Genomic DNA, 23,622 nt, shown 5'->3' with positions numbered 1-23,622 from the left:
GACTCTGACCCCGGGGCTCCAGCCCAGCGCGCCAGCCGCGCCATCATCTCCTGCGCCCGCGCATGGCAGGCGTCGAAGCCGGGCGAGGATTCGCGCAGCGGCGCGAGTGCATCGCGCAGGTCGGCGACCGCGGCGCCCAGCGCACGCAGTCCCTCCGCGAACGCGGGCGCCTGCAGCGCGCGGTCACGGGTGCCGCGCGTCGGGAGCCCCTCCATGGTGGCGCGCAGGCCGCGCGTGGCCAGTTCCAGCTCGCGCGCCGGCCCCTGCACCACCGCCATCGCGCCGGACACGTCCTTGGTTTCGCCGAGCGTATCGCGCGAAAGTTCCACCAGCGGACGCGCCGACAGGTTCTCGCCGAAGAACTGCGCCGCCAGCTCCGGCAGCTGGTGCGCCTCGTCGACCACGAAGGCCTGGGCGCCGGGGAGGATCTCGCCGAAGCCTTCCTGCTTGAGCGCCAGGTCCGCCAGCAGCAGGTGATGGTTGACCACCACCAGGTCGGCGCTCTGCGCGCGCTGGCGCGCCTGCACCACGAAGCAGTCGCTCCAGAACGGGCATTCGCTGCCAAGGCAGTTGTCGGCGGTCGAGGTGACCATGGGCAGCAGCGGCGAATCGTCCGCCAGCGCCTCGACTTCGGCCAGGTCGCCCATCTTCGTGCGCCCGCTCCAGGCGACGATGCGCTGGAACTGCCCGATCTGCTCGCGCGAAGTGAAGCGCGGCTCGCCCTTGGCGCGTTCGAGCCGGTAGCGGCACAGGTAGTTGGCGCGGCCCTTGAGCAGCGCGGTCTTCAGGCCGGTGCCGAGCGCGTCGCGCACGCGCGGCAGGTCGCGGTGGTAGAGCTGGTCCTGCAGCGCGCGGGTGCCGGTGGAGACGATCGCCTTCTGCCCGGACAGCAGCAGCGGGACGAGATAGGCGAAGGTCTTGCCGGTGCCGGTGCCGGCCTCGGCCAGCAGGGTGTCGCGCGCGCCCAACGCATCGGCCACCGCGCCCGCCAGGCGCTGCTGGGCGTGGCGCGCGGCGAACGCGGGAATGCGCTGCGCGAGCAGCCCGCCCTCGGCGAGCGCCGCGACGCTGCGCACGGCGAGCGAGTCGGTGTCGAGCCGCTCCGGTGCCGGCATCTCAGAACCGGTCGGGACCGGCGACCCGGCAACCCTCGACCTGGCGCGCGGCCGAGGCGGCGCCGTCGGCATCGCCCTCGGCCAGGCGCACCTGCCGGATCGTCGCCCAGTGGCGGCGGCACAGCGGACCGACCTGGGCGCCGAGCGCGAACGCGCGCTCGGCCAGTTCGCCGGCACGGCCGAACTCGCGCTGCAGCAGCGCGGTCTCGGCGCGTTCCTGCAGCAGTGCCGGATCGTCGGCGACGATCGCCAGGGCACGGTCGAGCGCATCGGCGGACCCGGCGTAGTCGCTCCGCGCGCGCGCGGCCTGGGCCTGCTCGCGCAGGTCCTCCACCATCGGATCGCGCAGCGGCTGCACCGCCAACTCGCCCTCGCCGCTGCCGGCCGCGGCGTCGATCGCCGCGACCATCTGCTCCGGCGTGTCGGTGGTCAGCGGGGCGACCGGCGGCTCCGGTTCGGGCGCGGTGGCGCACGCGGCGAGGACCGCGACGGCGGTGGACAGGATGGCAATTCGGAACATCGACGGCATGGCTTACTCGACGGGAACGGGCGCCGCAGGTGCAGGCGCGGGCGCGGGAGGCGGAGGGGGCGGAGCGGGCGTCGCCGGTGGCGGCGTGGTGGCCGGATCGGCCGGCGGCTCGCGGCGCCCCAGCCCGAACCAGTCGCGCCAGCCGCGCGGGCGCGGTTCGGCGCCCTCGGGCGCGTCGGTCGGCGCGGCATCGGGGTAGGCGTAGGGATCGGGCGCCATGAACGAGGCGCACGAGGCGTACGGCGGTGCGAACCCGGCCACGAACGCGAAGCGCCGGGCGCCCGGGCATTCGGCATCGGTCGCGTTGGACTGCAGCACCCACTGCCAGTCCAGGCCTTCGTTGCCCACGCGCAGCGGCGCGCTCGGCAGCCGCGAGAAGAGGCCGGACCACACCCGCATCGCGCCGGTGGCGCCGTAGAGTCCGGTCTGTTCGTTCTGGTCGTTCCCGACCCAGACCACCGCCAGGTGGTCGCCGGTCCAGCCCGCGAACCAGCTGTCGCGGCCGTCGTTGCTGGTGCCGGTCTTGCCGGCGGCATTCAGGCGCCCCAGGCCGTCGTTGACGAGCTGGCGGCCGGTGCCCGAACTCACCGCATGCTGCAGCGCCACCGACACCAGCCCCGCGGCGATCGCGTCGCTCTTGGTCGCCGGCGCCGGATCCTTGTCGTAGCGCCGCACCGCGCGCCCGTCCGGATCGATCACGCCGCGCACCGCGCGCAGCGGCTGGATCTCGCCGCCCGAGGCGAGGTACTGGTACAGCTGGGCCATCGCGTAGGGGCTCTGGTCGACCGAACCCAGGATCAGCGACGGGTTGGCGGCGGCCTCGATGCCCGCCAGCGTGCGCAGCAGGTCGGCCAGGCGCTCGGGATCGACCGCCATGCCCACGCGCACCGTGGCCTGGTTGTACGACTGCGCCAGCGCATCGATCGCGCGCACGCTGCCGTGGCTGCGACCGTCGGAATTGCCCGGCGACCAGCGGCTTCCGTTCTGCAGGGTGATGGTGACCGGCGAGTCGTCGACCCAGGTGGCGAGCGACCAGTCGCGCGGGCTGGCCAGCGCCAGCAGATAGACGAAGGGCTTGAGCAGCGACCCCACCGGCCGTCGCGCCTCCACCGCGCGGTTGAAGCCGTGCACGGTCGGCTGGCGGCTGCCGACCACCGCCACCACTTCGCCGTCGTGGACGTCGGTCAGCACCAGCCCGGCCTCCAGCGGCGGGCGCTTGCCGGTCTGCAGCGATTCGATCGTGCGCGTGACCGAGGCTTCCGCATACGCCTGGGCCGAGGGCGACATGCCGGTCATCACGCTCAGGCCGGCGCCCTGCAGTGCGTCCGCCGGATAGTCGCGCGCGAGCTGCCGGCGCACCAGGTCGACGTAGGCCGGGAACCGGTTGGCGGCGACGCTGCCGGGCGAGTCGGTCACGCCGAGCGGCGCCTTCACCGCGCGGTCGTGCGCGGCCTGGTCGATCAGCCCGGTCTCGCGCATGTTCGCCAGCACGAAGTCGCGGCGTTCCTTCGCGCGCTCGGGATGGCGGCGCGGGTCGTAGTACGACGGCCCGCGCACCATGCCCACCAGCAGCGCGACGTGCTCGGTGTCCAGGTCCTCAAGTCGGCGACCGAACCAGAACTCGGCGCCCGCGGCCAGGCCGTGGATCGCCTGCGCGCCGCGCTGGCCGAGGTAGACCTGGTTGAGGTAGGCCTCGAGGATGGTGCTCTTGTCGTAGCGCGCTTCCATCAGCAGCGCATACAGGATCTCGTTGAACTTGCGGCTCCAGGTCTGCTCGCGGCCGATGCCGAGCAGGCCGCTGCGCGCCAGCTGCTGGGTCAGCGTGCTGGCGCCCTGGCGCTTCTCGCCCGAGCGCAGGTTCACCCAGGCCGCGCGCGCCATGCCACCCAGGTCGATGCCGTGGTGGTGGGCGAAGTCGCGGTCTTCCACCGCCTGCAGGGTGTCGGTCACCAGCGGCGGCACGTCCTCCACGCGCACCAGCCGCCGCTCCTCCTGCTTCTGGCCGTACAGCGTGGCGATGCGCGCCGCGTCCAGCCGCGCGGCCTTGATCGCGCGGTCGCTGGCCAGGTCCTTGAGCGTGCGCACGCGGCCGCCGGAGACCGTGGCCTGGACCCGGCTGGGGCCGACGTCGCCGTCGACGTCGCGGAAGCCGCGGCTGGCGATCGTCCAGCGCCCGTCCTCGCGCAGGTAGGTGCCCGCGCGCACGCCGTCGCCTTCGCGGTAGGCGGCCGCGTCGAGTTCGGTCTTGAGCGTCTGCGCGTCCATCGCCAGCCCGGGCGCCAGGCGCAGCGGGCGCGCGTACACGCGCGTGGGCACCTGCCACCTCAGCTCGCCGAAGCGTTCGCTGATCTGGTGGTTGAGATAGATCGCGTACGGAATCAGGAAGCCGAGTCCCAGGCCCAACGCCGCCAGGGCCCCGGTCACCAGCCGTCGGCGCCAGTCGCTGCGGCCGGGTCCGGCGCGGGGGTGATCGTCGCGGTCGTCTTCGTCGTACTCGATGCGGGCCATGGGCTCCTCGGGCCTGCCCCTGCGGGCGGCCGGGGATGCGAGAATGGGGCCCGCGAAGTCTAGCGCAGCGCCCGTTCGCGCCTGCGGCACGCGATGACCATCCGTTCAGGCTGCCAGGAGCCGATTCCGCACCGTGCGCGTTCCCGTGTCGTACCACCTGCGCCGCCTCGGGTCGCGCCTGCACCGGATGCGGATCGCACTGGCCGTTCGCGGATGGACGGGACTGCTGCGGCGCGTGTTCACGCGAGCGGCCGGGAGTGCCTCCGCAGCACACCAGGTCGCGACGCCGCCCGTGTTCGACCCGTTGCTCTTCGCGCCCGCGGACGGCCACTGGCCGCTGCGCTGGCTGCTGATCGACGTGTCCACGCCGCGGCCGGACCGCGATTCGGGCTCGCTGCGCAGCGTCAATCTGATGCGCCTGCTGCGCGCCGAAGGCCACGCGGTCGACTTCCTGCCCGACGACGGCGTCGCCGCCGGACATTACGCCGAGCTGCTGCGCGGGTTGGGCGTGACCGTGCACGACGCCCGCGACCGCGCGCCCTACCCGCGCTGGTTCGAGCGCCATCTCGCCGGCTACGACGTGCTGGTCCTCAGCCGCTACCACCTCGCCGAGTTCCTGCTCCCGCTCGCGCGCCGCGCCGCGCCCGACACGCGCGTGGTGCTCGACACCGTCGACCTGCACCACGTGCGCGAGCGGCGCGAAGCGGAGGTGCGCGGCGACCATCGCCTGCAACGCCTGGCCCGGGCGACGCGGAAGCGCGAACTGGCCGCGATCGCCGCAGCCGACATCGCCTGGGTAGTCAGCGCGGCCGAGCGAGAGCTGCTGGCACGCGAGGCGCCCGATGCGCGGGTCGCGCTGCTCCCCAACATCGTCGAAACGCTCGCCGGACCCGGCGGGTTCACCGCGCGCGAGGGCCTGCTGTTCGTCGGTGGCGCGCGCCATCCGCCGAACGTCGACGCGGTCGCATGGCTGGTCGCGGAGATCTTCCCGCGCGTGCGGACGCAGCTGCCCGACTGCACGCTGCACCTGGTCGGCGACGGCCTGTCGCAGCTGTCGCTGCTTCGCGCACCCGGACCCGGGGTAGTGGTGCACGACCACGTGCCCGACCTCGCGCCGCTGCTCGCGCGCTGCCGCGTCGGACTGGCGCCACTGCGCTATGGCGCCGGAGTCAAGGGCAAGGTGAACCAGTACATGGCACACGGACTGGCGGTGGTGGCCACCACCAGCGCCGCGGAAGGCGCCTTCCTGGAGCACCGGCGCGACGTGCTGCTCGCCGACGACGCGGCGAGCCTGGCCGACGCCGTGGTCGAGGCCTGCACCGATGCCGGATTGTGGCAGCGCCTGGTCGACCACGGCCTGCACAACACCCGCCGACACTTCTCCTTCGACACGGCGCGACGCGCGCTCGCCGACACGCTGGAACTGCTCCGCTGATGCGCATCCTGCTGATCGCCTACGAATTCCCGCCCAGCCCCTCGCCGCAGTCGCTGCGCTGGACCTACCTGGTCCGCGAGCTCGACCGCCTCGGGCACGAGGTGCACGTGCTGACCGCAGACCTGGGCGGCGAGACCCCGGGCCTGCCCGCGCTGCCGGACAGCGTGCACGTGCACCGCACCTTTCCGGGGCTGTTGCGCGGCGCGCTGGCGTTCCATCGCGACTATCGCCAGCGCCATCCGCGCCGTCCGCGCGCCGCGCCGGCAGCTGCGGCGAGCGCCGAAGCGGCCCACCCCGCGGGCGCGGCGGCTTCACCCGGCAACGCGCCCGTCGCGCTGCGCCCGCCTCGCAACTGGAAGCAGCGCGTGTCGGAAACGGTGCAGGCGATCGCCGGGCAGCTGCGGTTTCCCGACATCCGCGGCGAATGGCGCGGCCATGGCCTGCGGCGGCTGCGCGTACTGATGGACCGCGTGCGTCCCGACGTGGTGATCAGCTCGCACGAACCGGCGACCACGCTCGAACTCGGCCTGGCGATGCGCGGCCGGGGGGTGCCATGGGTCGCCGACCTCGGCGATCCGGTGCTCGCGCCGTATACCCCGCGCCGCTGGCGTGCACGGTCCTGGCGCCTGGAGCGCGCAGTGTTCCGCCACGCCGCGCACGTCATCGTGACCAACGTGCGCGCGCTGGAACAGATGCGGGAGCGCCACGGCGGCGACACGCCGATGAGCGTGCTCACCCAGGGCTTCGACCTGGCGCCGCCGGCCCACGCCCCACCGACCGGCGTGTTCGACAGCGCCCGGCTGGAACTGCTCTACACCGGCAGCCTGTACGCGTTCCGTCGCATCGACGCGCTGCTCGCCGCGCTGCGCGCGGATCCGCGCATCCGCCTGAGCATCGCGGCGGTGACGGTACCCGAACCGATCCTGGCCGCGGCCCGCGCCGCGCCCGACCAGCTGCGCCTGCTGGGCTTCCTGCCGCACCGGCAGGCCCTGGCGCTGCAGCGCGAGGCCGACGTGCTGGTGAACATCGCGAACGACGATGGCGCGCAGATTCCGGGCAAGTTCTACGAATACCTCGGCGCCGGCCGCCCGGTGCTGCACCTCGCGCACGAGACCGATCTGGTGGCCGCTCGGATCGTGGCACTGCATCGCGGCTGGGTCTGCGGCAACGACGAGGTGGCGATCGCGGACCAGCTGCTGCATCTGCTCGCCGCCAAGCAGGGTGGACGACTCGACGCCGGGCTCACGCTCGACACCCTGCAGGTGCGCGAGCACAGCTGGCAACAGCTGGCGCTCGGACTGAAGGAGGTGCTGGCGGGCGTGGCAGGCGGCGTCGGCCCGCAGTCCCCGGATCGCGCTTCCGGCTGAATCCCGATACGGGCGGCGTCCGCTATTCGCGCGATGCGACGCGCAGGCGACGCTGGAATTCCTCGATGCCGGGCGTTCGCGGATCGATCTCCCGCGCCGACGCCAGCGCCGCGGACGCCGACTGCAGCTGCCCCGCGCCCAGGCGTTCGTCACCGATCGCGAGCCAGCGCTGCGCGAGCCGTCGCTGGTCCGCCGCCATCGCGACGGCGCTGTCGCCGAGCGCCTCGCGGGCGCCGAGGCAGCGCCGCGCCCGCGCGAGGTCGTTGGCGCTGAGGTAGCGTTCGAAACAGGCGCGCGCGGACGGCAGCAGGCGCGCCACCGCTCGCCGCACCTGCGGATCGGTCGGCGCGATGGCCTGCGCGGCGCGCAGGTGGTCGTAGGCGCTGTCGCCGGGCGGCGTGAGCAGGTCCCCGCGCGCCTCGGCCTCGGCCGCCTCGCGCAGCAGTACGGGCACGCGGTCCGCGCGGTCGGACCCGGCGGCGCTCGCCTGCAGCTGGGCGTGGCGCCGGCGCGCGCGTTCCAGGGCGGACTGCGCCGCGACGACTGCGGCCGCATCCGGCGCCAGCGCGCGCGCGCGCGACAGGGTCGTCTCGGCGTCGGCGAAGCGGAAGTCCGCGCCCTGTCGCTGCGCCCGCGAGGCCAGGGCGGCAGCCGCCTGCTGCAGGCCGTCGCGCGCGGCGACGTCGTCGGGATCGAACGCCTGCAGGCGGCGCCAGGTGGCGACGGCGGCATCGAGACGGCCGCCCGCGAAATCGACCGCGGCGCGGCGCCGCAGCGCATCGAGTTCCTCGGTGAGCCGGGCCTGCGTATCGGGCAGGTCGACGTGGCCGGGATCGTAGTCGCGGGCGGCGGCGATGCCGCCGGCGGCGGCCTGCAGGTCGCCCCGGCGCAGGTCGGCGCGCGCCTGTTCGAGCAGGGCCGCGAGCGCGTCGTCGCGGCCGCGCAGGGCGTCGGCGCGGCCGGGGTCGAGCACGAGCACGCGCGCATAGAGTGGAAGGGCGGCGCTGGCGTCGCCGTGGAGGCGGCCGTCGGCGCGCGCGGCGTCGGCCCGGGCGACGAGGCCGTCCAGCCCCGCGAGGGCCGCCTCGCGTTCACGCAGGCGAATGGCGATGGCGTCGGCACGCTCACGCGGGATCGAGAGGTCGCGTGCCAGGCGCAGGTGCGCGTGCGCCTCGCCGAAGCGCCCGGCCTCGACCCCGGCCGCGGCCTGCGCCAGTGCGGCCTCGGCGACCCGCGCCAGCCCGGCGCGTGGCGCAGCCTGATCGGGATCGATCGCGCGCGCGGCCTCGTACAGTTCGCGCGCGCCGCTGCCGTCGGGCGCGGTCAGGTGGCCGCGCGCGAGCGCGGCCGCCGCGTCCGCCGTGAGCGCGTGCACGCGCGCCTCCGGCCACAGGCGGTCGGCGAGCGGGTCGCGCAGCAGCACGCCGCAGGCGACCAGCGCCGCCGCCACGGCCAGCGCGATGATCCACTTGCGTTGCGGGTGCGCTGCGGGCCGGAGAAAGGGTCGCTCGTCGCTGCGACCGTCGCGCAGGTCCAGCTGCAGGGCGTGCGGATCGCCGAACACGGGATCCCGCCGACCGGCCGGCCGGCCATCGTGTTCCGCCGAATTTCGATCCCGGGCCACCGGCGCAGCTTACGGATGGCGACTGAATGCAGGCGTGAAGCAGGCACGCGACGCCGTGCGACGCTCCGCGCAGACGGCACGCGGGTGAATCCGGTATCCACGCCGCCTCATTCGCGTCGCGCGTGCTGGACGCCCGGCAGGCTGTCGATCCGGGCCAGCAGACGCGAGAGCTGGTCGTAGCCGTCGACCCGCAGCTGCAGGTGCAGCCGCACCCGGCCGTGCGGGCCGGCATCGCTGCGCACGGCGAGCACGTGCGCGTCTTCCTGCGCGATCAGGGTGGTCACGTCCTTGAGCAGGTGCTTGCGATCGATCGCGTCCACCACCGCGCTCGCCTCGTGCAGCCCGCCCTGGCGGCCCCAGTCGACCGGCAGCACGCGCTGCGGCTGGGCCGCGGCCAGGCGCAGGAACGCCCCGCAGTCGGCGCGATGCACGCTGACGCCGCGGCTGCGGGTGAGGTATCCGGCGATCGCCTCGCCCGGCAGCGGATGGCAGCAGCGCGCGATCTGCACCAGCAGGTTGCCCACGCCGACCACGGTCACGCCGGGCCCGGCGGACTTGGGCGCACGGCGCGGCTGGCGCGGCACCACCGTGGTCGAGGCCGGCGGTTCCTCGGGCCTGGCCTGCGCGCGCTCGTGTTCCTGCAGCGCGCGTCCCACCTGGTGCGGGCCGACGTCGCCCAGCGCCACCAGCACCAGCAACTCGTCCACCGCGGCGACATTGAACTTCGCCAGCACCGGCTGCAGCTCGGCGTGCAGCAGCCCCATGCGCCGCAGCTCGCGGTCGAGCATCTCGCGGCCGGCCTGCAGGTTGCGTTCGCGGTCGAGGCGGTGGAACCAGGTCCGCACCTTCTCGCGCGCGCGCGGGCTGGCGAGGAACCCGTTGGCGGCGACCAGCCAGTCGCGCCGCGGTTCGGGCTCCTTGGCGGTGAGAATCTCCACTCGGTCGCCCGACCGCAGCCGGTGGTCCAGCGGCACGATCCGGCCGTCGACCTTGGCGCCGCGGCAGCGGTGCCCGACCATCGTGTGCACGTGGTAGGCGAAATCCAGCGGCGTGGCGCCGCGCGGCAGGTCGACTACTTCGCCCGCGGGCGTGAGCACGTAGATGCGGTCCTCGACCAGCTCGGTGTCGAACCCGCCGGCGAGCGCCGCATCGCCCTCGCCTTCGCCGTGCGATTCGAGCAGCCGCCGCATCCATTCGATCTTGCGTTCCAGCGCGGCGGTGCCGGTCGCCGAGCGCTGGCTGGCACCGCGGCCGGCATACGCGTCCTCCTTGTAGCGCCAGTGCGCGGCCACGCCGAGCTCGGCCTGCTCGTGCATCTCGCGGGTCCGGATCTGCACTTCCAGCGTCTTGCCCTCGGGCCCGACCACGGCGGTATGCAGCGAGCGGTAGTCGTTATGCTTGGGGCGGGCGATGTAGTCGTCGAACTCGCCCGGCACCGGCGCCCACAGCGCGTGCACCACGCCCAGCGCGGCGTAGCAGGCGGGGATGTCGTCGACCAGCACCCGGACCGCGCGCAGGTCGTACAGCTCGCCGATGGGCACGTCCTTCTTCCGCATCTTCTTCCAGATGCTGTAGATGTGCTTGGGGCGTCCGGCGATGTCGGCCTGCAGGCCCTGCGCGCGCAGCGCACGCTCGAGTTCGCGCGTGACCTCGCCGATATAGCGCTCGCGGCCGGCACGCTTGTCGTCGAGCAGCGCGGCGATGCGGCGGTAGGTGTCCGGCTCCAGGTGGCGGAAGGCGAGGTCCTCCAGCTCCCACTTCAGCTGCCAGATGCCCAGGCGGTTGGCCAGCGGCGCGTGGATGTCGCGCGTCAGCCGCGCCAGTGCGCGCCTCTCGTCCTCGGGGAGCGACATCGCCTGCCGCATCCGCGCCAGCTGGCGGGCGAGCAGGATCGGCACCACCCGCAGGTCGCGCACGATCGCCAGCAGCAGCCGGCGCAGGCCTTCGGGATTGGCCGTGGCGGGGCGTTCGGCGTGCAGGGTCCAGACCTGGTTGGCGGCGCGCTGGCCCTCGAGCAGGACGGCGACCGCGGCGTGCTTCGGCGGCAGCAGCGGCTCGACGCGCTCGGCCAGCGCCGGCAGTTCGAACAGCAGCGCGGCGGCGAGCGAATCGCCATCCGCACCGAGCAGCGCCAGCGAATCGAGCGTGTCGGCCAGGACCGCGGGCGACGCGGGCACGGCGTGCGCCGCCTCCAGCTCCGCCGCGGCGCGCCGCAACGTCTCGCGCAGCGCGGGCGCGATGGCGCCGGCCGCGGGCGCGGCGAGCCAGTGGTCCAGGCCGTGGGGGGCGGCAGCGGGCACGCACGTCATCCGCTCGGAAGAAGTCCTACACTATCCGCCTCGCGACACGAGGAACAGCCATGCACCTGCTTCGCCCCCTGCTGCTCGCCGCCCTGCTCGCCCTGCCGGCGCTCGCGTCCGCGCAGCAGGCGCCACCGATCGAGCAGGCCATGAGCGCCGAGGAATTCCGCGCCGCCGGCCTGGACAAGCTGAGCCCCGACGAACTCGCGCGGCTGAACACCTGGCTCGACCGCCGCGTGCAGGAAACCGCCACCGCCGCGGTCGCCGCCGCGACCGAGCAGGCGCGCGAGGAAGGCCGCCGCGAGGTGGTGGAGAAGAACCGCGGCTTCTTCCACTTCGGGTCCGAGGAGCCGATCGTCGCCGCCATCGAGGGCGAGTTCACCGGCTTCGGCAGCCGCAAGCGCTACCGGCTCGACAACGGCCAGGTGTGGGAGCAGACCGACGCGGCCTCGCTCGCCGGCGTGCGCGTGAACAACCCGAAGGTGCGCATCCGTCCGGGCCTGATGGGCGTGTGGTGGATGAAGATCGACGGCTACAACACCCAGGCCAAGGTGCAGCGCATCGAGTGAGTGCGCGGCGACGCGGAAGGCGGCCGCAAGCAGCGGCTGCCGCGCGCTCGCCATCGGGAGTAGCAGGCATCCTGGCGGAGCAGTCGACGCGCGTCGCCGGGCCTGGCGCGCCGCTTGACGCGGCCGGGCATCGCCGACCCCGCCTTGCGCACGCCGCGGAGCGTGGACGCCCGGGCACAGGGCGGTCCACGCATGCGCTCCGCCCGCAGGGCGCGCGCCGGCGTCCCGCATGTCCCCGCGCTACCGGTCGCGAAGCGCCACGATGCGGGACATCAGCTTCTTCGCGGTCGTCGCGCCGCGGGCGGCGAGCTCCTGCGCGAACACCGACACGCGCACGTCCTCCAGCTCCCAGCGCAGGGCGTCGCGTTCGGACCGTTCGCCGGCCCCTGCCGCCTCCACCGCGGCCAGCGCATCCACCAGTGGCTTGAGGTCGAGCATGCGCTGCTGGTCGCGCAGCGGATCGCGCTGGGCGCGTTCGGCGCGCAGCGACAGCGCCTTGAGATAGCGCGGATACGCCTCGAGCGCCGCCGCCGGTACGTCGCGCAGGAAGCCCGGATGCGCGAGCGCGGCCAGCTGCGCCTGCATGTCGTCGAGATTGGCGCGCGCCCAGCCCACCAGCCGCGACTCGAGCTTCGCCCGCACCTCGGCCACCAGCACCAGGATCGCCTCGGCCTGTCCGAGCCGCTGCATGGCCTCGCCGAACAGGGCCCGGCCCACGGCGTCGCGGCGCTGCGCGAACGCCTCCGCGTCGCGGATGTCGCCCAGGCCGTCGGCCAGCAGCGCGGCCAGGGCACCGTCGACCAGGTCCTCGCGCAGGCGGTCCCCGCCGCCGGGGGAGCGCGCCAACGCGCCGGCGGATTCGATCGCGGCATACAGCAGCGCGGTCTTCGGCGCGACCGGCAGCTGACGCCGCGCCTGGCGCACGCGGTCCTGCAGCGCGATCGCGAGCAGCCGGCGCACGCCGCCCGGATGCAGCCGCTGCGCGTGCGCCGGATCGGCGTGCACGGCGAGCGAGACGCTGTCGCCATCGTCCTGCAGCGCGGGGTAGGCGGGCACGCCACCGGCGCCGGGCACCGATTCGGGGATCGGCGCGGCGGGGAACTCGCGCAGCCCGCTCTGCGCCAGTCCTTCGGCCGCGCGTGCGGAGAACGCCTCCGCCGCGCGCGCGCCGAATCTGGCGCGCAGGTCTTCGAGGTCGCGTGATTCGGCCAGCACCTGCCCGTCGCCGCGACCGCGCACATCCACCAGCCGCAGGTTCGCGCGCAGGTGTGGGTCGAGCGCGTTTTCGTCGAAGTCCTGGGCCGTGACCTCGACCCCGGTCATGCGCCGCAGGAAGCGCGCCAGGGTCGCGGTGAACGCGTCGGGTTCGTCGACGCCGTGCGCCTGGGCGAAGGCGGCGGCGAAATCCGGCGCCGGCACGAAGTTGCGCCGCAGCGCCTTGGGCAGGCCGCGGATCAGCGCCGCCGCCTTGTCGGCGACGAAACCGGGTGCGAGCCACGACAGCCGCACCGGATCGAGCGCGTTGAGCAGGTGCAGCGGGACCGACACCGTCATGCCGTCGTCCACCGCGCCGGGCTCGAAGCGGTAGCGCACGGCCAGCCGCGCCTCGCCCAGGGCGATGAAGGCGGGGAAGCGCACCGCGTCAGCGCCCTCGCCCATCAGCAGTTCGTCGCGGGTCCACTCCAGCGCACGCTTCGCCTGCGGCGGGGCCTTCGCGACCCACGCATCGAGCGAACGCGCATCGACGATGTCCGCAGGCAGGCGGTCGGCGTACCACTGCCGCATCCAGTCCTCGTCCACCACCAGGCCAGCGCGGCGCTGCTTGGCCTCCTCCTCGCGCGCGGCCTCGAGCGCGGCGAGGTTGCGCGCCAGGAACGGGCTGCGCAGGTTGATCTCGCCCGCCACCAGGCCGTCGCGCAGGAACAGCTCGCGCGCTTCGCCCGGATACAGGCGGCCGTAGTCGACCGGCTTCTTCGGCGCCAGCACCAGGCCGAACAGGCTGACCTGCTCGCTGCCCAGCACCCGTCCCTGCGCGCGCGACCAGCGCGGATCGTGGTGGCGGCGCGCGACCAGGTGCGGCAGCTCGGCGATCGCCCAGTCCGGCTCGACCGCGGCGTTGGTGATCGCCCACACCTTCTCGGTGTCCAGCAACGTCGCCGACAGCACCCACGGCGGGGGCTTGCGCGCCAGGGTCGAGCCCGGGAACAGCTGGAAGCGGCGCCCGCGCGGGCCCTCGTACACACCGCGATCGGTGAGATGGCCGAGCTGCGTCGGCAGGCCGGCGATCAGTGCGCGATGCAGGGCGGCGTAGGTGCGGGGCGGCAGCGTGGCGGCGGAGGCGTCGGGCATCCCCGGCGCCGGCGCGGAGTCGCGGTCGGCCTCGTTGCCCTCGTCCGACGGTCGGCCCGAGCCGGAACGTTGGACTCCGGCCGGCCGCGACCCGCGGGCCGGCAACGCCCGTGGCTCCCGTCCCGATTCCCGATCCGCGGCCGGCCACAGCTCGGCGCACTGCAGCTTGAGCTGGCGGTGCAGCTCGCGCCATTCGCGCATGCGCAGGAAGCCCAGGAAATGCCGCTCGCACCACTTGCGCAGCTGCGACTGGGTCAGGTCTTCGTGCGCGACGCGGTAGGCCTCCCACAGTTTCAGGATGCCGGCGAACTCGGACTTGGGATCGGCGAACAGCGCGTGCGCGTTGTCGGCGGCGGCGCGCTGGTCGGGCGGACGCTCGCGCGGGTCCTGGATGCCCAGGAACGCGGCGATCGCCAGCATCTCGTGGAGGCAGCCGTGCTGCTGCGCGGCCACCAGCATCCGCGCCAGTTTCACGTCGACCGGCAGCCGGGCCATGGTGCGGCCGGTCGCCGTCAACGCGCGCCGGTCGTCGATCGCACCCAGTTCCACCAGCTGCTGCCAGCCGTCGGCGACCGCACGCGGATCGGGCGGCTCCACGAAGGGGAAGTCCGCGATGACGTCCGCGTCCGGACGGGCGTCGCGCCCACGCCCATCCCGCTGCGCGCGGCCGCCGGGCCGTGATCCCGATTCGCCCAGCCCGAGCGAGAGCATGCGCAGGATCACGCCGGCCAGGGCCGCGCGCCGGATCTCGGGATCGGTGAAGGGCGGCCGCGAGACGAAATCCGCTTCCGAGTACAGCCGGATGCAGGTGCCCGGCGCGATGCGGCCGCAGCGGCCCTTGCGCTGCTCCGCGCTGGCCTGCGAGACCGGCTCGATGTGCAGCCGGTCGAGCTTCTGCCGCGGCGAATAGCGCTTGACCCGCGCCAGGCCGGGATCGACCACGTAGTGGATGCGCGGCACGGTGAGCGAAGTCTCGGCCACGTTCGTGGCCAGCACGATGCGCCGCTGCGGGCCCGGGTTGAACACCCGGTCCTGGTCGCGCGCCGACAGTCGCGCATACAGCGGCACCACCTCGGTGTGCCGGTACTTGCGCCGCTCCAGCGCCTGGTGCGCGTCGCGGATCTCGCGCTCGCCGGGCAGGAACACCAGCACGTCGCCGGTGCCGCGCTCGCGCATGATCTCGTCGCAGGCGGCGACGATGCCGTCGAGCACCGACACCGGCCCGGCTTCGGCGTCGTCGCGCCGGCGCGACGCGGGCCGCGCGCTCCGCGCCGCAGCGCCCTGTTCGTCGCCCGCATCTCCCGCGTCCGCCGCCGACGCGGCGTCCCCATCGAGCGGCCGGTAGCGCACTTCGACCGGATATCCGCGCCCCTCCACGTCCACCACCGGCGCATCGCCGAAGTGCTGCGAGAAGCGCGCGGTGTCGATCGTGGCCGAGGTCACGATCAGCTTCAGGTCCGGCCGCCGCGGCAGCAGCCGCTTGAGGTAGCCGAGCAGGAAATCGATGTTGAGGCTGCGCTCGTGGGCCTCGTCGATGATGATCGTGTCGTAGCGCGAGAGCCACCGGTCGCTGGCGATCTCGGCCAGCAGGATGCCGTCGGTCATGAACTTGACCGCGGTCTGTTCGCCGACGCTGTCGTTGAAGCGCACCTGGAAGCCGACCAGCCCGCCCAGCGGCACCGACAGTTCCTCGGCGACGCGCCGCGCCACCGCGCGTGCGGCGATCCGGCGCGGCTGGGTGCAGCCGACCATGCCGGCCGCGCCGCGCCCGGCCTGCAGGCACAGCTTGGGCAGCTGGGTGGTCTTGCCCGAACCGGTCTCGCCGGCGATCACCACGACCTGGTGCTCGCGCAGCAGGGCGACGATGCGGTCGGCATGCGCGGCGATCGGCAATCCCGGCGCGACCGCCACCTCGGGCAGGCGCGCTGCGGCCGCCTCCCGCGCCTGCAGCGACGCCTGCAGCGCCGCGGCGAAGGCCTGCTGCACGGCGGCCCCGCCCGGATCGGCCTTCCAGCACGACCACAGGCCCAGCAACCGGCCGCGGTCGCGGGTGAGGGCCTGGTCGATCGCCCGCCGCGCCTGCGTTAACGCAACCGTCGCGGCGCCCTGCCTAGACTCCATCCGCGCCCTCGCGCCGTCGGGGGCGGTTCGCATATCGGTTCGACATCGGCGTATTGTCGCCGCAATCCCACACCCCGAGGCCATCATGTCCAAGAACAAGCCCGCCAAGCCCGCCCCTGCCGCGAAGGCGGCGCGATCGAAGGATGCCAAGCCCGCCGAGTCCATCACCCCCGCGGCCTCGCCGGCCGCAGGCGCGGGCCCGGCGATCGACATCGGCATTTCCGACAAGGATCGCCGGCAGATCGCGAAGGAACTGTCCAAGTTCCTCGCCGACGCCTACACCCTGTACCTGAAGACCCACAACTTCCACTGGAACGTGACCGGGCCGATGTTCAACGCCCTGCACAACATGTTCGAGGCCCAGTACACCGAGCAGTGGAACGCGCTCGACGACGTGGCCGAGCGCATCCGCGCGCTGGGCTACAACGCGCCGGGCTCGTACGCCGAGTTCATGAAGCTCACCTCCATCCGCGAGGAACCCGGCGCCACCGAGGCGCCCGACTGGCGCGAGATGGTGCGCCAGCTGGTGGTCGGCAACGAGGCCGTGTGCCGCAGCGCGCGCAAGGCCATCGACGTGGCCGACGACGCCGACGACGAGCCCACCGAGGACATGCTGATCCAGCGCCTGCAGACCCACGAGAAGTACGCCTGGATGCTGCGTTCGCTGCTGCAGTGACCGGCCCCGGCAGGATCCCGCCACCCGGCGGGGTCCTGCCCGCCCCGCGCGGCCTGCGCCCACCCCGCCGCGCGGCATTTCCCGACGGTCGGGCTTGACCGTGCCGGTATCCTGTCCGGCATGACGTCCCAGCCAGAACTCCTGCTCGAACGCGTGTTCGGGCACCGCGCGTTTCGCGGCGAACAGGGCGAGATCGTGCGCCATGTCGCCGCGGGGCACGACGCGCTCGTGCTCATGCCCACCGGCGGCGGCAAGTCGCTGTGCTACCAGCTGCCCGCGCTGCTGCGCGAGGGCACCGCGATCGTGGTGTCCCCGCTGATCGCGCTGATGCAGGACCAGGTGGACGCGCTGTGCCAGCTGGGCGTGCGCGCGGCCTGCCTGAATTCCACTCTCGACGCCGCCCAGGCGCAGGCGGTCGAACGCCAGCTGCTCGAGGGCGGGCTCGACCTGCTCTACGTCGCGCCCGAGCGGCTGCTGACGCCGCGCTTCCTGTCATTGATGGACCGCGCGCGCCTGGCCCTGTTCGCGATCGACGAGGCGCACTGCGTATCGCAGTGGGGCCACGATTTCCGCCCCGAGTATCGCGAACTCACCGTGCTGCACGAGCGCTGGCCAGACGTGCCGCGCATCGCGCTGACCGCCACCGCCGACCCGCCCACCCAGCGCGAGATCGCCGAGCGCCTGCAGCTGGAGGATGCGCGCCGCTTCGTCACCTCCTTCGACCGTCCCAACATCCGCTACACCGTGGTCCAGAAGGACAACGCGAAGCGCCAGCTGCTGGATTTCGTGCAGGGCCATCCCGGGCAGGCCGGCATCGTGTACTGCCTGTCGCGGCGCAAGGTGGAGGAGACCGCGGAGTACCTCGCCGGCCACGGCATCGACGCGGTGCCCTACCACGCCGGCATGGAGGCGCCGCTGCGCGCGGCCAACCAGCGCCGCTTCCTGCGCGGCGACGGCGTGGTGGTGGTGGCGACGATCGCCTTCGGCATGGGCATCGACAAGCCGGACGTGCGCTTCGTGGCCCACGTCGACCTGCCCAAGTCGATCGAAGGCTACTACCAGGAGACCGGCCGCGCCGGTCGCGACGGCGAACCCTCGGACGCGTGGATGTGCTACGGCCTGGGCGACCTGGTGCTCCTGCGGCAGATGATCGAGCAGTCCGAATCCGGCCCCGAGCGCAAGCGGCTCGAGCACCGCAAGCTCGACGCGCTGGTGGGCTACTGCGAATCGATGCGCTGCCGGCGCCAGGTACTGCTCGGCAACTTCGGCGAGACCTATCCCGGGGCCTGCGGCAACTGCGACAACTGTCTTTCCCCACCCGAGGCCTGGGACGCCACCGAGGCCGCGCGCATGGCGCTGAGCTGCGTGTACCGCACCGGCCAGCGCTTCGGTGCCGCGCACCTGATCGACGTGCTGCGCGGCAGCGACAGCGAGCGCGTGCGCCAGTTCGGCCACGACCGGCTGAGCGTGCACGGCGTGGGCACCGGGCTGGACGCGCGCACCTGGCGCGGGGTGTTCCGGCAGCTGGTCGCGCACGGGCTGTTGGAGGTCGATGCCGAGGGCCACGGCGGCCTGCACCTGACCGGGGCCAGCCGCTCCGTGCTGCGGGGCGAACAACCGGTGATGCTGCGGCGCGTGGTGGTGCAGCGCGAGCGCGCCGCGCGTGGTCGCGCCGGATCGACGGTGGACGAGCTCGATCCGGCCGACCAGCCCGTGTTCGAGGCGCTGCGCGAACTGCGCACGCGCCTGGCGCGCGAGCAGAACGTGCCGCCCTACGTGATCTTCCACGACAGCACGCTGCGCCAGATCGCGACGCGGCGGCCGGCCGACGCGGGCGAACTGGCCGGCATCGCCGGCATCGGCGGCGGCAAGCTCGCGCGCTACGGCACGCTGGTGCTGGATGCGGTGGCGGGCGCAGGCTAGTCCGGGCTGCAGGCGCGGCGACGGATCGGCGTGCCGCCGCATGCCTCGGATCGGCGAGGCGGACTGGTTGCCGGCGCTGCGATGGCGCGCACGCGATCGCGTCTATAATGCGCGCACGGGTCGTCACGGCCCGTGCGATCTCCTTGGGGAGTAGCCTGCGTCCGGCGATCCGGACGCCCGCCCGTCAACATGCTTGGCCTGAACCGGCCATGGCGGGCGCGACCTGACGGTTGGCGAGACCAGCGAGCGATGCACGCCACGTCGGCCGGCGCGTGCGTCGTCCGCTGCTGTCCACCTGCCCGGCCGACGGGACGCTGCATGCATCCGATCTCGATCCTGTTCCTCGGCCTGGCCATGTCCACCGACGCCTTCGCGGCCGCGGTCGGCAAGGGCGCCGCGATGGCCGATCCGCGCTGGCGCGATGCGCTGCGCACCGGGCTCGTGTTCGGCGTGGTCGAGGCGATCACGCCCCTCGTCGGCTGGGCGCTGGGTTCGTTCGCCGAGCGCTACATCGAGAACTGGGACCACTGGATCGCCTTCGGCCTGCTCTGCGGACTCGGCCTGCACATGATCTGGAAGGCGGTCCGCCACGCCGACACCGCCGCCGGACCTCCACGCACAGGCCTGTGGGCGATCGCCCTGGCCGGCCTGGCGACCAGCATCGACGCGATGGCCGTCGGCGTCGGCCTGGCCTTCATTGACGTCAACATCCTGCTCGTCGCGCTGGTGATCGGGCTGTGCACCTTCGCCATGGTGAGCGCCGGCGTCATGGCCGGCCGTGCGCTGGGCGCGCTGATCGGCCGGCGCGCCGAGATCGCCGGCGGCGTCATCCTGATCGTGGTCGGCGCGGTGATCGTCTACGAACACATCTTCGCGGGCTGAGCGGCCGACCAACGCATCGCGCAGCGCTGCATGCACTCCGAGCGGCGAGGCGTGTGCGAAATGCGGGTGCTGGTGGGCCGTGATGGATTCGAACCATCGACCAGCGGATTAAAAGTCTGTCCGTGTATGCCGTCGAATCATCACCTTACAGCAATCTCCATTACGGAAGGCTGCCCGTGGAACTGGCTTGCCTGCGTCGGCGGACGGGCGCTATTACGGAGGTTTGGCGGGCCGCGCCAGCTTCACATGGACACGATGGCGCCCGTAGCTATCACAGAGGTCAGCGATCGTCCGCATGTACTGTGGGTCTAAGAGCAGGGGCAAGAGGAATTATCAGCATCTGCGCTATCGCAGCACTCCGACCAAGCCCGGGGGCGCGCTTCCGCTAGAGCTCCTCTCTCAGCTATTCGCCGGGATCCGTCCAGGCCTGCGTGGGCCACCTGAACGGATCCCGCCGGCAAGGAGCCCGACATGGACTTCGAGGACTACTTCGTGGCAGTTGCCGACGGCTCGGAGCCAGCGGTCGCGATCGCGTCACAACGCCTGCGCTTTCGTGAGCGCATCGAGGCCTGCGTCCGTTGCCGTAGCGCCAGTACCTTGGACGATTCGCGACGAACACCGATAGGAAACGTTAAACGCACCTAAGACAATGCTGATATCACTCATCTGGAGAGTACAGCGCCTTCCGCCCTGCTCCACCAATTCCGCGAACCCGAGAGCGATATCGGCAGCGTCGCTGAGATTCGAACCGACGCCACTGACTTTGCTACCCAGCGAGTAGCCAACTTGCATCAAATACCCACCACTGAAGGACTGCAAATTTGCGGGGTCGCTAAGGGACAAATTGTAGCGTCGGCCCGACTCCGCCGCGAGCGCAGCAAAACCGACTCCATTCTCGCCCGCATCTGTAAGAGTGCTACCCACACCCGTAACGCCAGCCGAGCCGTCGACGAACTTAACAACGTATCCTCCAGCGGCCTGCACCACCCCGTCGGTGGAGGTGGAGGCCATATAAGAATCACCAGTCGCGGCTTCCAGTTGGCCGAACGCCAAGGCATTCACGCCCGCGGTTGTCGCTGTCGTTCCGACACCCGAGATGCGCTTTCCGCCATTAGTAAAATAGATCTTGTATCCACCAGCAAGCAGCTTCACACCATCCTGAAGGACGACCCAACTTTCGCCCCCTACTTGGGCGCTAAGGTCCCCAAAACCTTGAGCATTCGCAGTCGCCACAGGCTGGGTGGAGCCCACTCCTTCGACGTACTTCCCACCGCAGTATCGCCGAGCAGAGTATCCACCCGGAAACGCTGTGTGTGTCGGATTTCCACAAGAAACTGCTGATACCTGCACAGGGGCCGCATTCGGTGCCGCGGACTGTTGAGCGTGCGCGCTCTGCAAAGAGAAGAGCGCAATTGCGAGCGAGTAATGCATCCTAGCCATGCTCTACATCCTGTCGATTTGAGGAGGTCTTACCTTAGCTTCGGGGGCTGTCGATGGCGGGGACATATGTCTCACATTTACTATCGTGCAAGCGCTATTCACTTTTCAGCATAACGCGAAGCTCAGTTCACGGTTGTAGGATCGCGTCTTTGGAGGATTCCCCATGTGCTACTCCGCCCAGATCCACTCCGACTACCGGAAGATGGTCCGCGAGCTCGGGGCCGTCATGGACCTCGACGCCTTTGCCCGGCTGTGGATCCGGGAGAACGGGCTTGAGCACAAGAAGATCCCCAAGGCGCTGATCGACACCCTGCGGCCCGACCTGGCCTCGGAGGCGGTCGAGACCATGGCTGCCCGCCTGGACCTGGCCGAGCAGGAGTGGCAGCAGGAGCTGTTCAAGCAATCCAAGCGGAAGGCGGACAACGAGCGGAAGCTGGCGGCCAAGCACACGAAGACCGCCGAGACGGAGCTCGGGCGCGCCACCCGGAAGGTCGACCAGCTCAAGGGCTGGATCGCCGACCGGCACCGGGCCGAGCTGAAGCCGCGGGACTGGCAGTTCTACCCGCAGTGGTGGGTGCCGGTGCTGATCCGCGAGGCTAGCGGCTACGTGGTGCGCCCGATGCGCTACCAGCTCCGCCAGCCCGGCCAGCCGGCCTCGAGCGACTTCACGCGCACCGGCCAGATGAGCGGCACGTACAACGCCCGCCGCGACAACCTGGAGCGGTACTGGCGGCGCCAGTTCGGCCACACCCATGGCCTGATGGTGGTGAACACCTTCTTCGAGAACGTCGAGGGTCCCGACGGCAAGAACATGCGCCTGCAGTTCCGACCCCGCACCGGGGAGCCGATGCTGGTGGCCTGCCTGTGGGCCACGTGGACGGATCCCGCCGGCAAAGACCCCGACGTGGACTGCTTCGCCGCCATCACCGACGACCCGGAGCCAGAGGTGGCGGCCGCTGGCCACGACCGTACCATCATCAACATCAAGCCCGAGCACGTCGAGGCGTGGCTGAATCCTGATCCACAGAATCTCGACGCGCTCTACGCGATCTTCGACGACAAGCGGCACCCCTACTACGAACACAGGCTTGCAGCATGAAGCGCCGAATGGTCTACCACGTCGACGTCCCTGAGCTGATCCCATCGGCAGGCTCGGCGAACCTCGTGTTCAAGTCCAAGGTTCACGACGAGAGTCAGAGCGACCCCGTCACCGAAGAAAACGTGTCGCTGTTCATTCCGTACCCGGTGCTCGAATCGATCGGCAACGTGATCCCACAGATCCTGCAGGATCTGCGCGGAGCCGGAGGGCACAAGGTGTTTGGCGCGCAAGAGGCGAAGCCAGCCATCCCTCCACAGCGCCGCCTCCAAGACCCGCGGAGGCTGGCGAATGGGAATCGCTGGCCAGACATGTTCCGCGGTGTGCCGGAGATCCTGGGCGCGTCCTTCGGCGACATCCTCGTGGAGCTCGAAGGGGTGGCGATGGACTTCCACCTGCGAGCGGTGAACCTGGACGGGACTGTTTCCGAGGGCAAGCTGGAGAACGTCATCATGACGTACACCGGGATCAAGGCTTGGACTGAGGGGCTCCCGGGCGGCATTCAATCGCTTGCGGGAGAGGGAGTCTCACATGGGCTGCTTGAGCCCGCGACCAAAGCATTGCCCGCATGGAATGAAGGCCCCCGATCGCCAGCTCTGGACGAGTGCCTGGTGTCCACCGCATTCGAAATTCGCAGCGTGATATCTGATCTTGGCGCGATGCTGGTCAGGCTCGAGACGTTGAACGTTGTATACGACCAGGAGCGTCCGGCAGCGGCGCACTACCTGTGGTCTATCGACGCGCTGAAGGCATTTGCCGAAGCGCTGCCCAAAGTCGAACGGAAGATGCAGCAGAAAGGCTTGACTGCGAAGACGCTGCAATAGGCGGGAGAAGACCATGCGACACCTGGACCGCGCCACCCTCGATCGTCAGCTCGACGAGCTCCAGGCTCAGTTGCCTCAGCTCATTGCCGAAACCGAGCCCGAACATCTGATGGACGCCTTCGCCGGCATCGCCGACGAGATCCTCGAGCGCGCCAGCCCCGAGGACTGCCGGCACGTCGACGCGCGCATCAACTGCATGCTGCACGAGGCGGGCCTGGTGCCCGGCGACGACGGCGAGCCCTGCGATGACGCCTGACGCGCTTGAGGCCCGCCTGCGGGCGTTCGCCCGCGAGATCGGCGAATGGTCTAACGCACGCGCCGGCCGCACGCCGGCGGAATTCACGGCCTGGTTCTGGGTGGAGGCTGACGAGATCCTGATCGAGGCCGGCGCGCGGCACGAAGCCACCGCGCAGGAGCGCATCCGCGACCTGGCAGACACCGCCCTAGACGCCGGCCTGTTCGGCCGGGATGGCTACGAGCACGTGCCATTTCCCGAGTAGCGTGCCCCTACTGCCTCGAGCCGGCGACGCTACTGCGCTGGCAGGCGCCAGGCTACCCCTACCCGGCCGACTGGGGCCCGGCCTGGAAGTGCACCCCCTGCGACGCCTACATTCGCTGCTACGCCGGCACCACGCGGCCGCTGGGCAGCCTGGCGGACGCCGAGACCCGCGAGTGGCGCGGCCGCGCGCACGCCGCGCTGGACGCACTGTGGCGCGACGGGGCCATGTCCCGCTCCGCCGCCTACCGCTGGATGGCCGAGGCCATGGGCCTGACCGAGGCGGAGGCCCACATTGGCCGGATGGACCCGGACGCCTGCCGGCGCCTCATCGACCTGGTCGACCGCCGCGGCGACTGAGCGCCGCG

The 23,622-nt window shown here is 72.0% G+C and carries 18 protein-coding genes; 11 read left to right on the top strand and 7 right to left on the bottom strand.

Features of this window, described 5'->3' with window-relative positions:
• The 3 genes from QFW80_RS16915 to mrcB form a co-directional block, all read right to left on the bottom strand.
• On the bottom strand, positions 1–1,115 hold a 1,115-nt coding region (locus QFW80_RS16915; protein ID WP_280603252.1), incomplete at its 3' end, for an ATP-dependent DNA helicase.
• 1 nt (position 1,116) lies between these two features.
• Positions 1,117–1,644, bottom strand: coding sequence for a tetratricopeptide repeat protein (locus tag QFW80_RS16910; RefSeq protein WP_280603251.1), 528 nt, complete (start codon positions 1,642–1,644; stop codon positions 1,117–1,119).
• Positions 1,645–1,647: 3 nt separating this feature from the next.
• Complete coding sequence (gene mrcB, locus QFW80_RS16905) at positions 1,648–4,152, bottom strand: penicillin-binding protein 1B (protein WP_280603250.1); 2,505 nt, start codon at positions 4,150–4,152, stop codon at positions 1,648–1,650.
• Positions 4,153–4,444: 292 nt separating this feature from the next.
• Here mrcB and QFW80_RS16900 point away from each other — a divergent pair, with 292 nt between their 5' ends.
• Positions 4,445–5,587, top strand: coding sequence for a glycosyltransferase (locus QFW80_RS16900; protein WP_280603248.1), 1,143 nt, complete (start codon positions 4,445–4,447; stop codon positions 5,585–5,587).
• A complete protein-coding gene (locus QFW80_RS16895) occupies positions 5,587–6,954 on the top strand; it encodes a glycosyltransferase (protein ID WP_280603246.1) in 1,368 nt (455 codons plus the stop codon). Before QFW80_RS16900 ends, QFW80_RS16895 begins: the two co-directional genes overlap by 1 nt.
• A gap of 22 nt (positions 6,955–6,976) precedes the next feature.
• Here the strand turns inward: QFW80_RS16895 and QFW80_RS16890 are convergent, their stop codons facing one another.
• Positions 6,977–8,518 carry a hypothetical protein gene (locus QFW80_RS16890; RefSeq protein ID WP_280603244.1) on the bottom strand — a complete coding sequence of 514 codons (1,542 nt, stop codon included), beginning with the start codon at positions 8,516–8,518 and terminating at the stop codon, positions 6,977–6,979.
• A 167-nt stretch (positions 8,519–8,685) separates the two neighbouring features.
• On the bottom strand, positions 8,686–10,887 hold the full coding sequence (locus QFW80_RS16885; protein WP_425603603.1) for a RelA/SpoT family protein: 2,202 nt from the start codon (positions 10,885–10,887) through the stop codon (positions 8,686–8,688).
• 50 nt (positions 10,888–10,937) lie between these two features.
• Between QFW80_RS16885 and QFW80_RS16880 the strand changes: the two genes are divergently transcribed.
• Complete coding sequence (locus tag QFW80_RS16880; RefSeq protein ID WP_280603241.1) at positions 10,938–11,447, top strand: hypothetical protein; 510 nt, start codon at positions 10,938–10,940, stop codon at positions 11,445–11,447.
• A 240-nt stretch (positions 11,448–11,687) separates the two neighbouring features.
• Here QFW80_RS16880 and QFW80_RS16875 read toward each other — a convergent pair whose 3' ends face one another.
• A complete protein-coding gene (locus QFW80_RS16875; protein ID WP_280603240.1) occupies positions 11,688–15,917 on the bottom strand; it encodes a DUF3418 domain-containing protein in 4,230 nt (1,409 codons plus the stop codon).
• An 85-nt stretch (positions 15,918–16,002) separates the two neighbouring features.
• Between QFW80_RS16875 and QFW80_RS16870 the strand changes: the two genes are divergently transcribed.
• From QFW80_RS16870 to QFW80_RS16860, 3 genes are all read left to right on the top strand, one after another.
• On the top strand, positions 16,003–16,593 hold the full coding sequence (locus QFW80_RS16870; RefSeq protein WP_280603238.1) for a Dps family protein: 591 nt from the start codon (positions 16,003–16,005) through the stop codon (positions 16,591–16,593).
• Positions 16,594–16,713: 120 nt separating this feature from the next.
• The gene (gene recQ, locus QFW80_RS16865) at positions 16,714–18,516 is read left to right on the top strand and encodes a DNA helicase RecQ (protein WP_280603237.1); all 1,803 of its coding nucleotides are present in this window, start codon (positions 16,714–16,716) and stop codon (positions 18,514–18,516) included.
• Between the two features lie 318 nt (positions 18,517–18,834).
• Positions 18,835–19,398 carry a manganese efflux pump MntP gene (locus tag QFW80_RS16860; RefSeq protein WP_280603236.1) on the top strand — a complete coding sequence of 188 codons (564 nt, stop codon included), beginning with the start codon at positions 18,835–18,837 and terminating at the stop codon, positions 19,396–19,398.
• A gap of 534 nt (positions 19,399–19,932) precedes the next feature.
• Here QFW80_RS16860 and QFW80_RS16855 read toward each other — a convergent pair.
• Entirely contained in the window at positions 19,933–20,550 is a 618-nt protein-coding gene (locus QFW80_RS16855; RefSeq protein WP_280603235.1) for a hypothetical protein, read from the bottom strand.
• 451 nt (positions 20,551–21,001) lie between these two features.
• Here QFW80_RS16855 and QFW80_RS16850 point away from each other — a divergent pair, with 451 nt between their 5' ends.
• From QFW80_RS16850 to QFW80_RS16830, 5 genes are read left to right on the top strand one after another with little or no spacing between them, the layout of a single operon-like run.
• On the top strand, positions 21,002–21,937 hold the full coding sequence (locus QFW80_RS16850; protein ID WP_280603234.1) for an SOS response-associated peptidase family protein: 936 nt from the start codon (positions 21,002–21,004) through the stop codon (positions 21,935–21,937).
• An 8-nt stretch (positions 21,938–21,945) separates the two neighbouring features.
• Positions 21,946–22,758 carry a hypothetical protein gene (locus QFW80_RS16845; protein WP_280603233.1) on the top strand — a complete coding sequence of 271 codons (813 nt, stop codon included), beginning with the start codon at positions 21,946–21,948 and terminating at the stop codon, positions 22,756–22,758.
• Positions 22,759–22,771: 13 nt separating this feature from the next.
• The gene (locus QFW80_RS16840) at positions 22,772–23,014 is read left to right on the top strand and encodes a hypothetical protein (RefSeq protein WP_280603232.1); all 243 of its coding nucleotides are present in this window, start codon (positions 22,772–22,774) and stop codon (positions 23,012–23,014) included.
• Positions 23,004–23,258 carry a hypothetical protein gene (locus tag QFW80_RS16835; protein WP_280603231.1) on the top strand — a complete coding sequence of 85 codons (255 nt, stop codon included), beginning with the start codon at positions 23,004–23,006 and terminating at the stop codon, positions 23,256–23,258. Before QFW80_RS16840 ends, QFW80_RS16835 begins: the two co-directional genes overlap by 11 nt.
• Entirely contained in the window at positions 23,246–23,614 is a 369-nt protein-coding gene (locus tag QFW80_RS16830; RefSeq protein ID WP_331488514.1) for a zinc-finger-containing protein, read from the top strand. Before QFW80_RS16835 ends, QFW80_RS16830 begins: the two co-directional genes overlap by 13 nt.
• The last annotated feature ends 8 nt before the right edge of the window (positions 23,615–23,622 follow it).

Origin of the sequence: Luteimonas rhizosphaericola (assembly GCF_029888045.1) — a bacterium.
Classification (GTDB): Bacteria; Pseudomonadota; Gammaproteobacteria; order Xanthomonadales; family Xanthomonadaceae; genus Luteimonas; species Luteimonas rhizosphaericola.
Note: the sequence above shows the minus strand (reverse complement) of the source record. Positions and strands in the feature narration are given on the sequence as shown.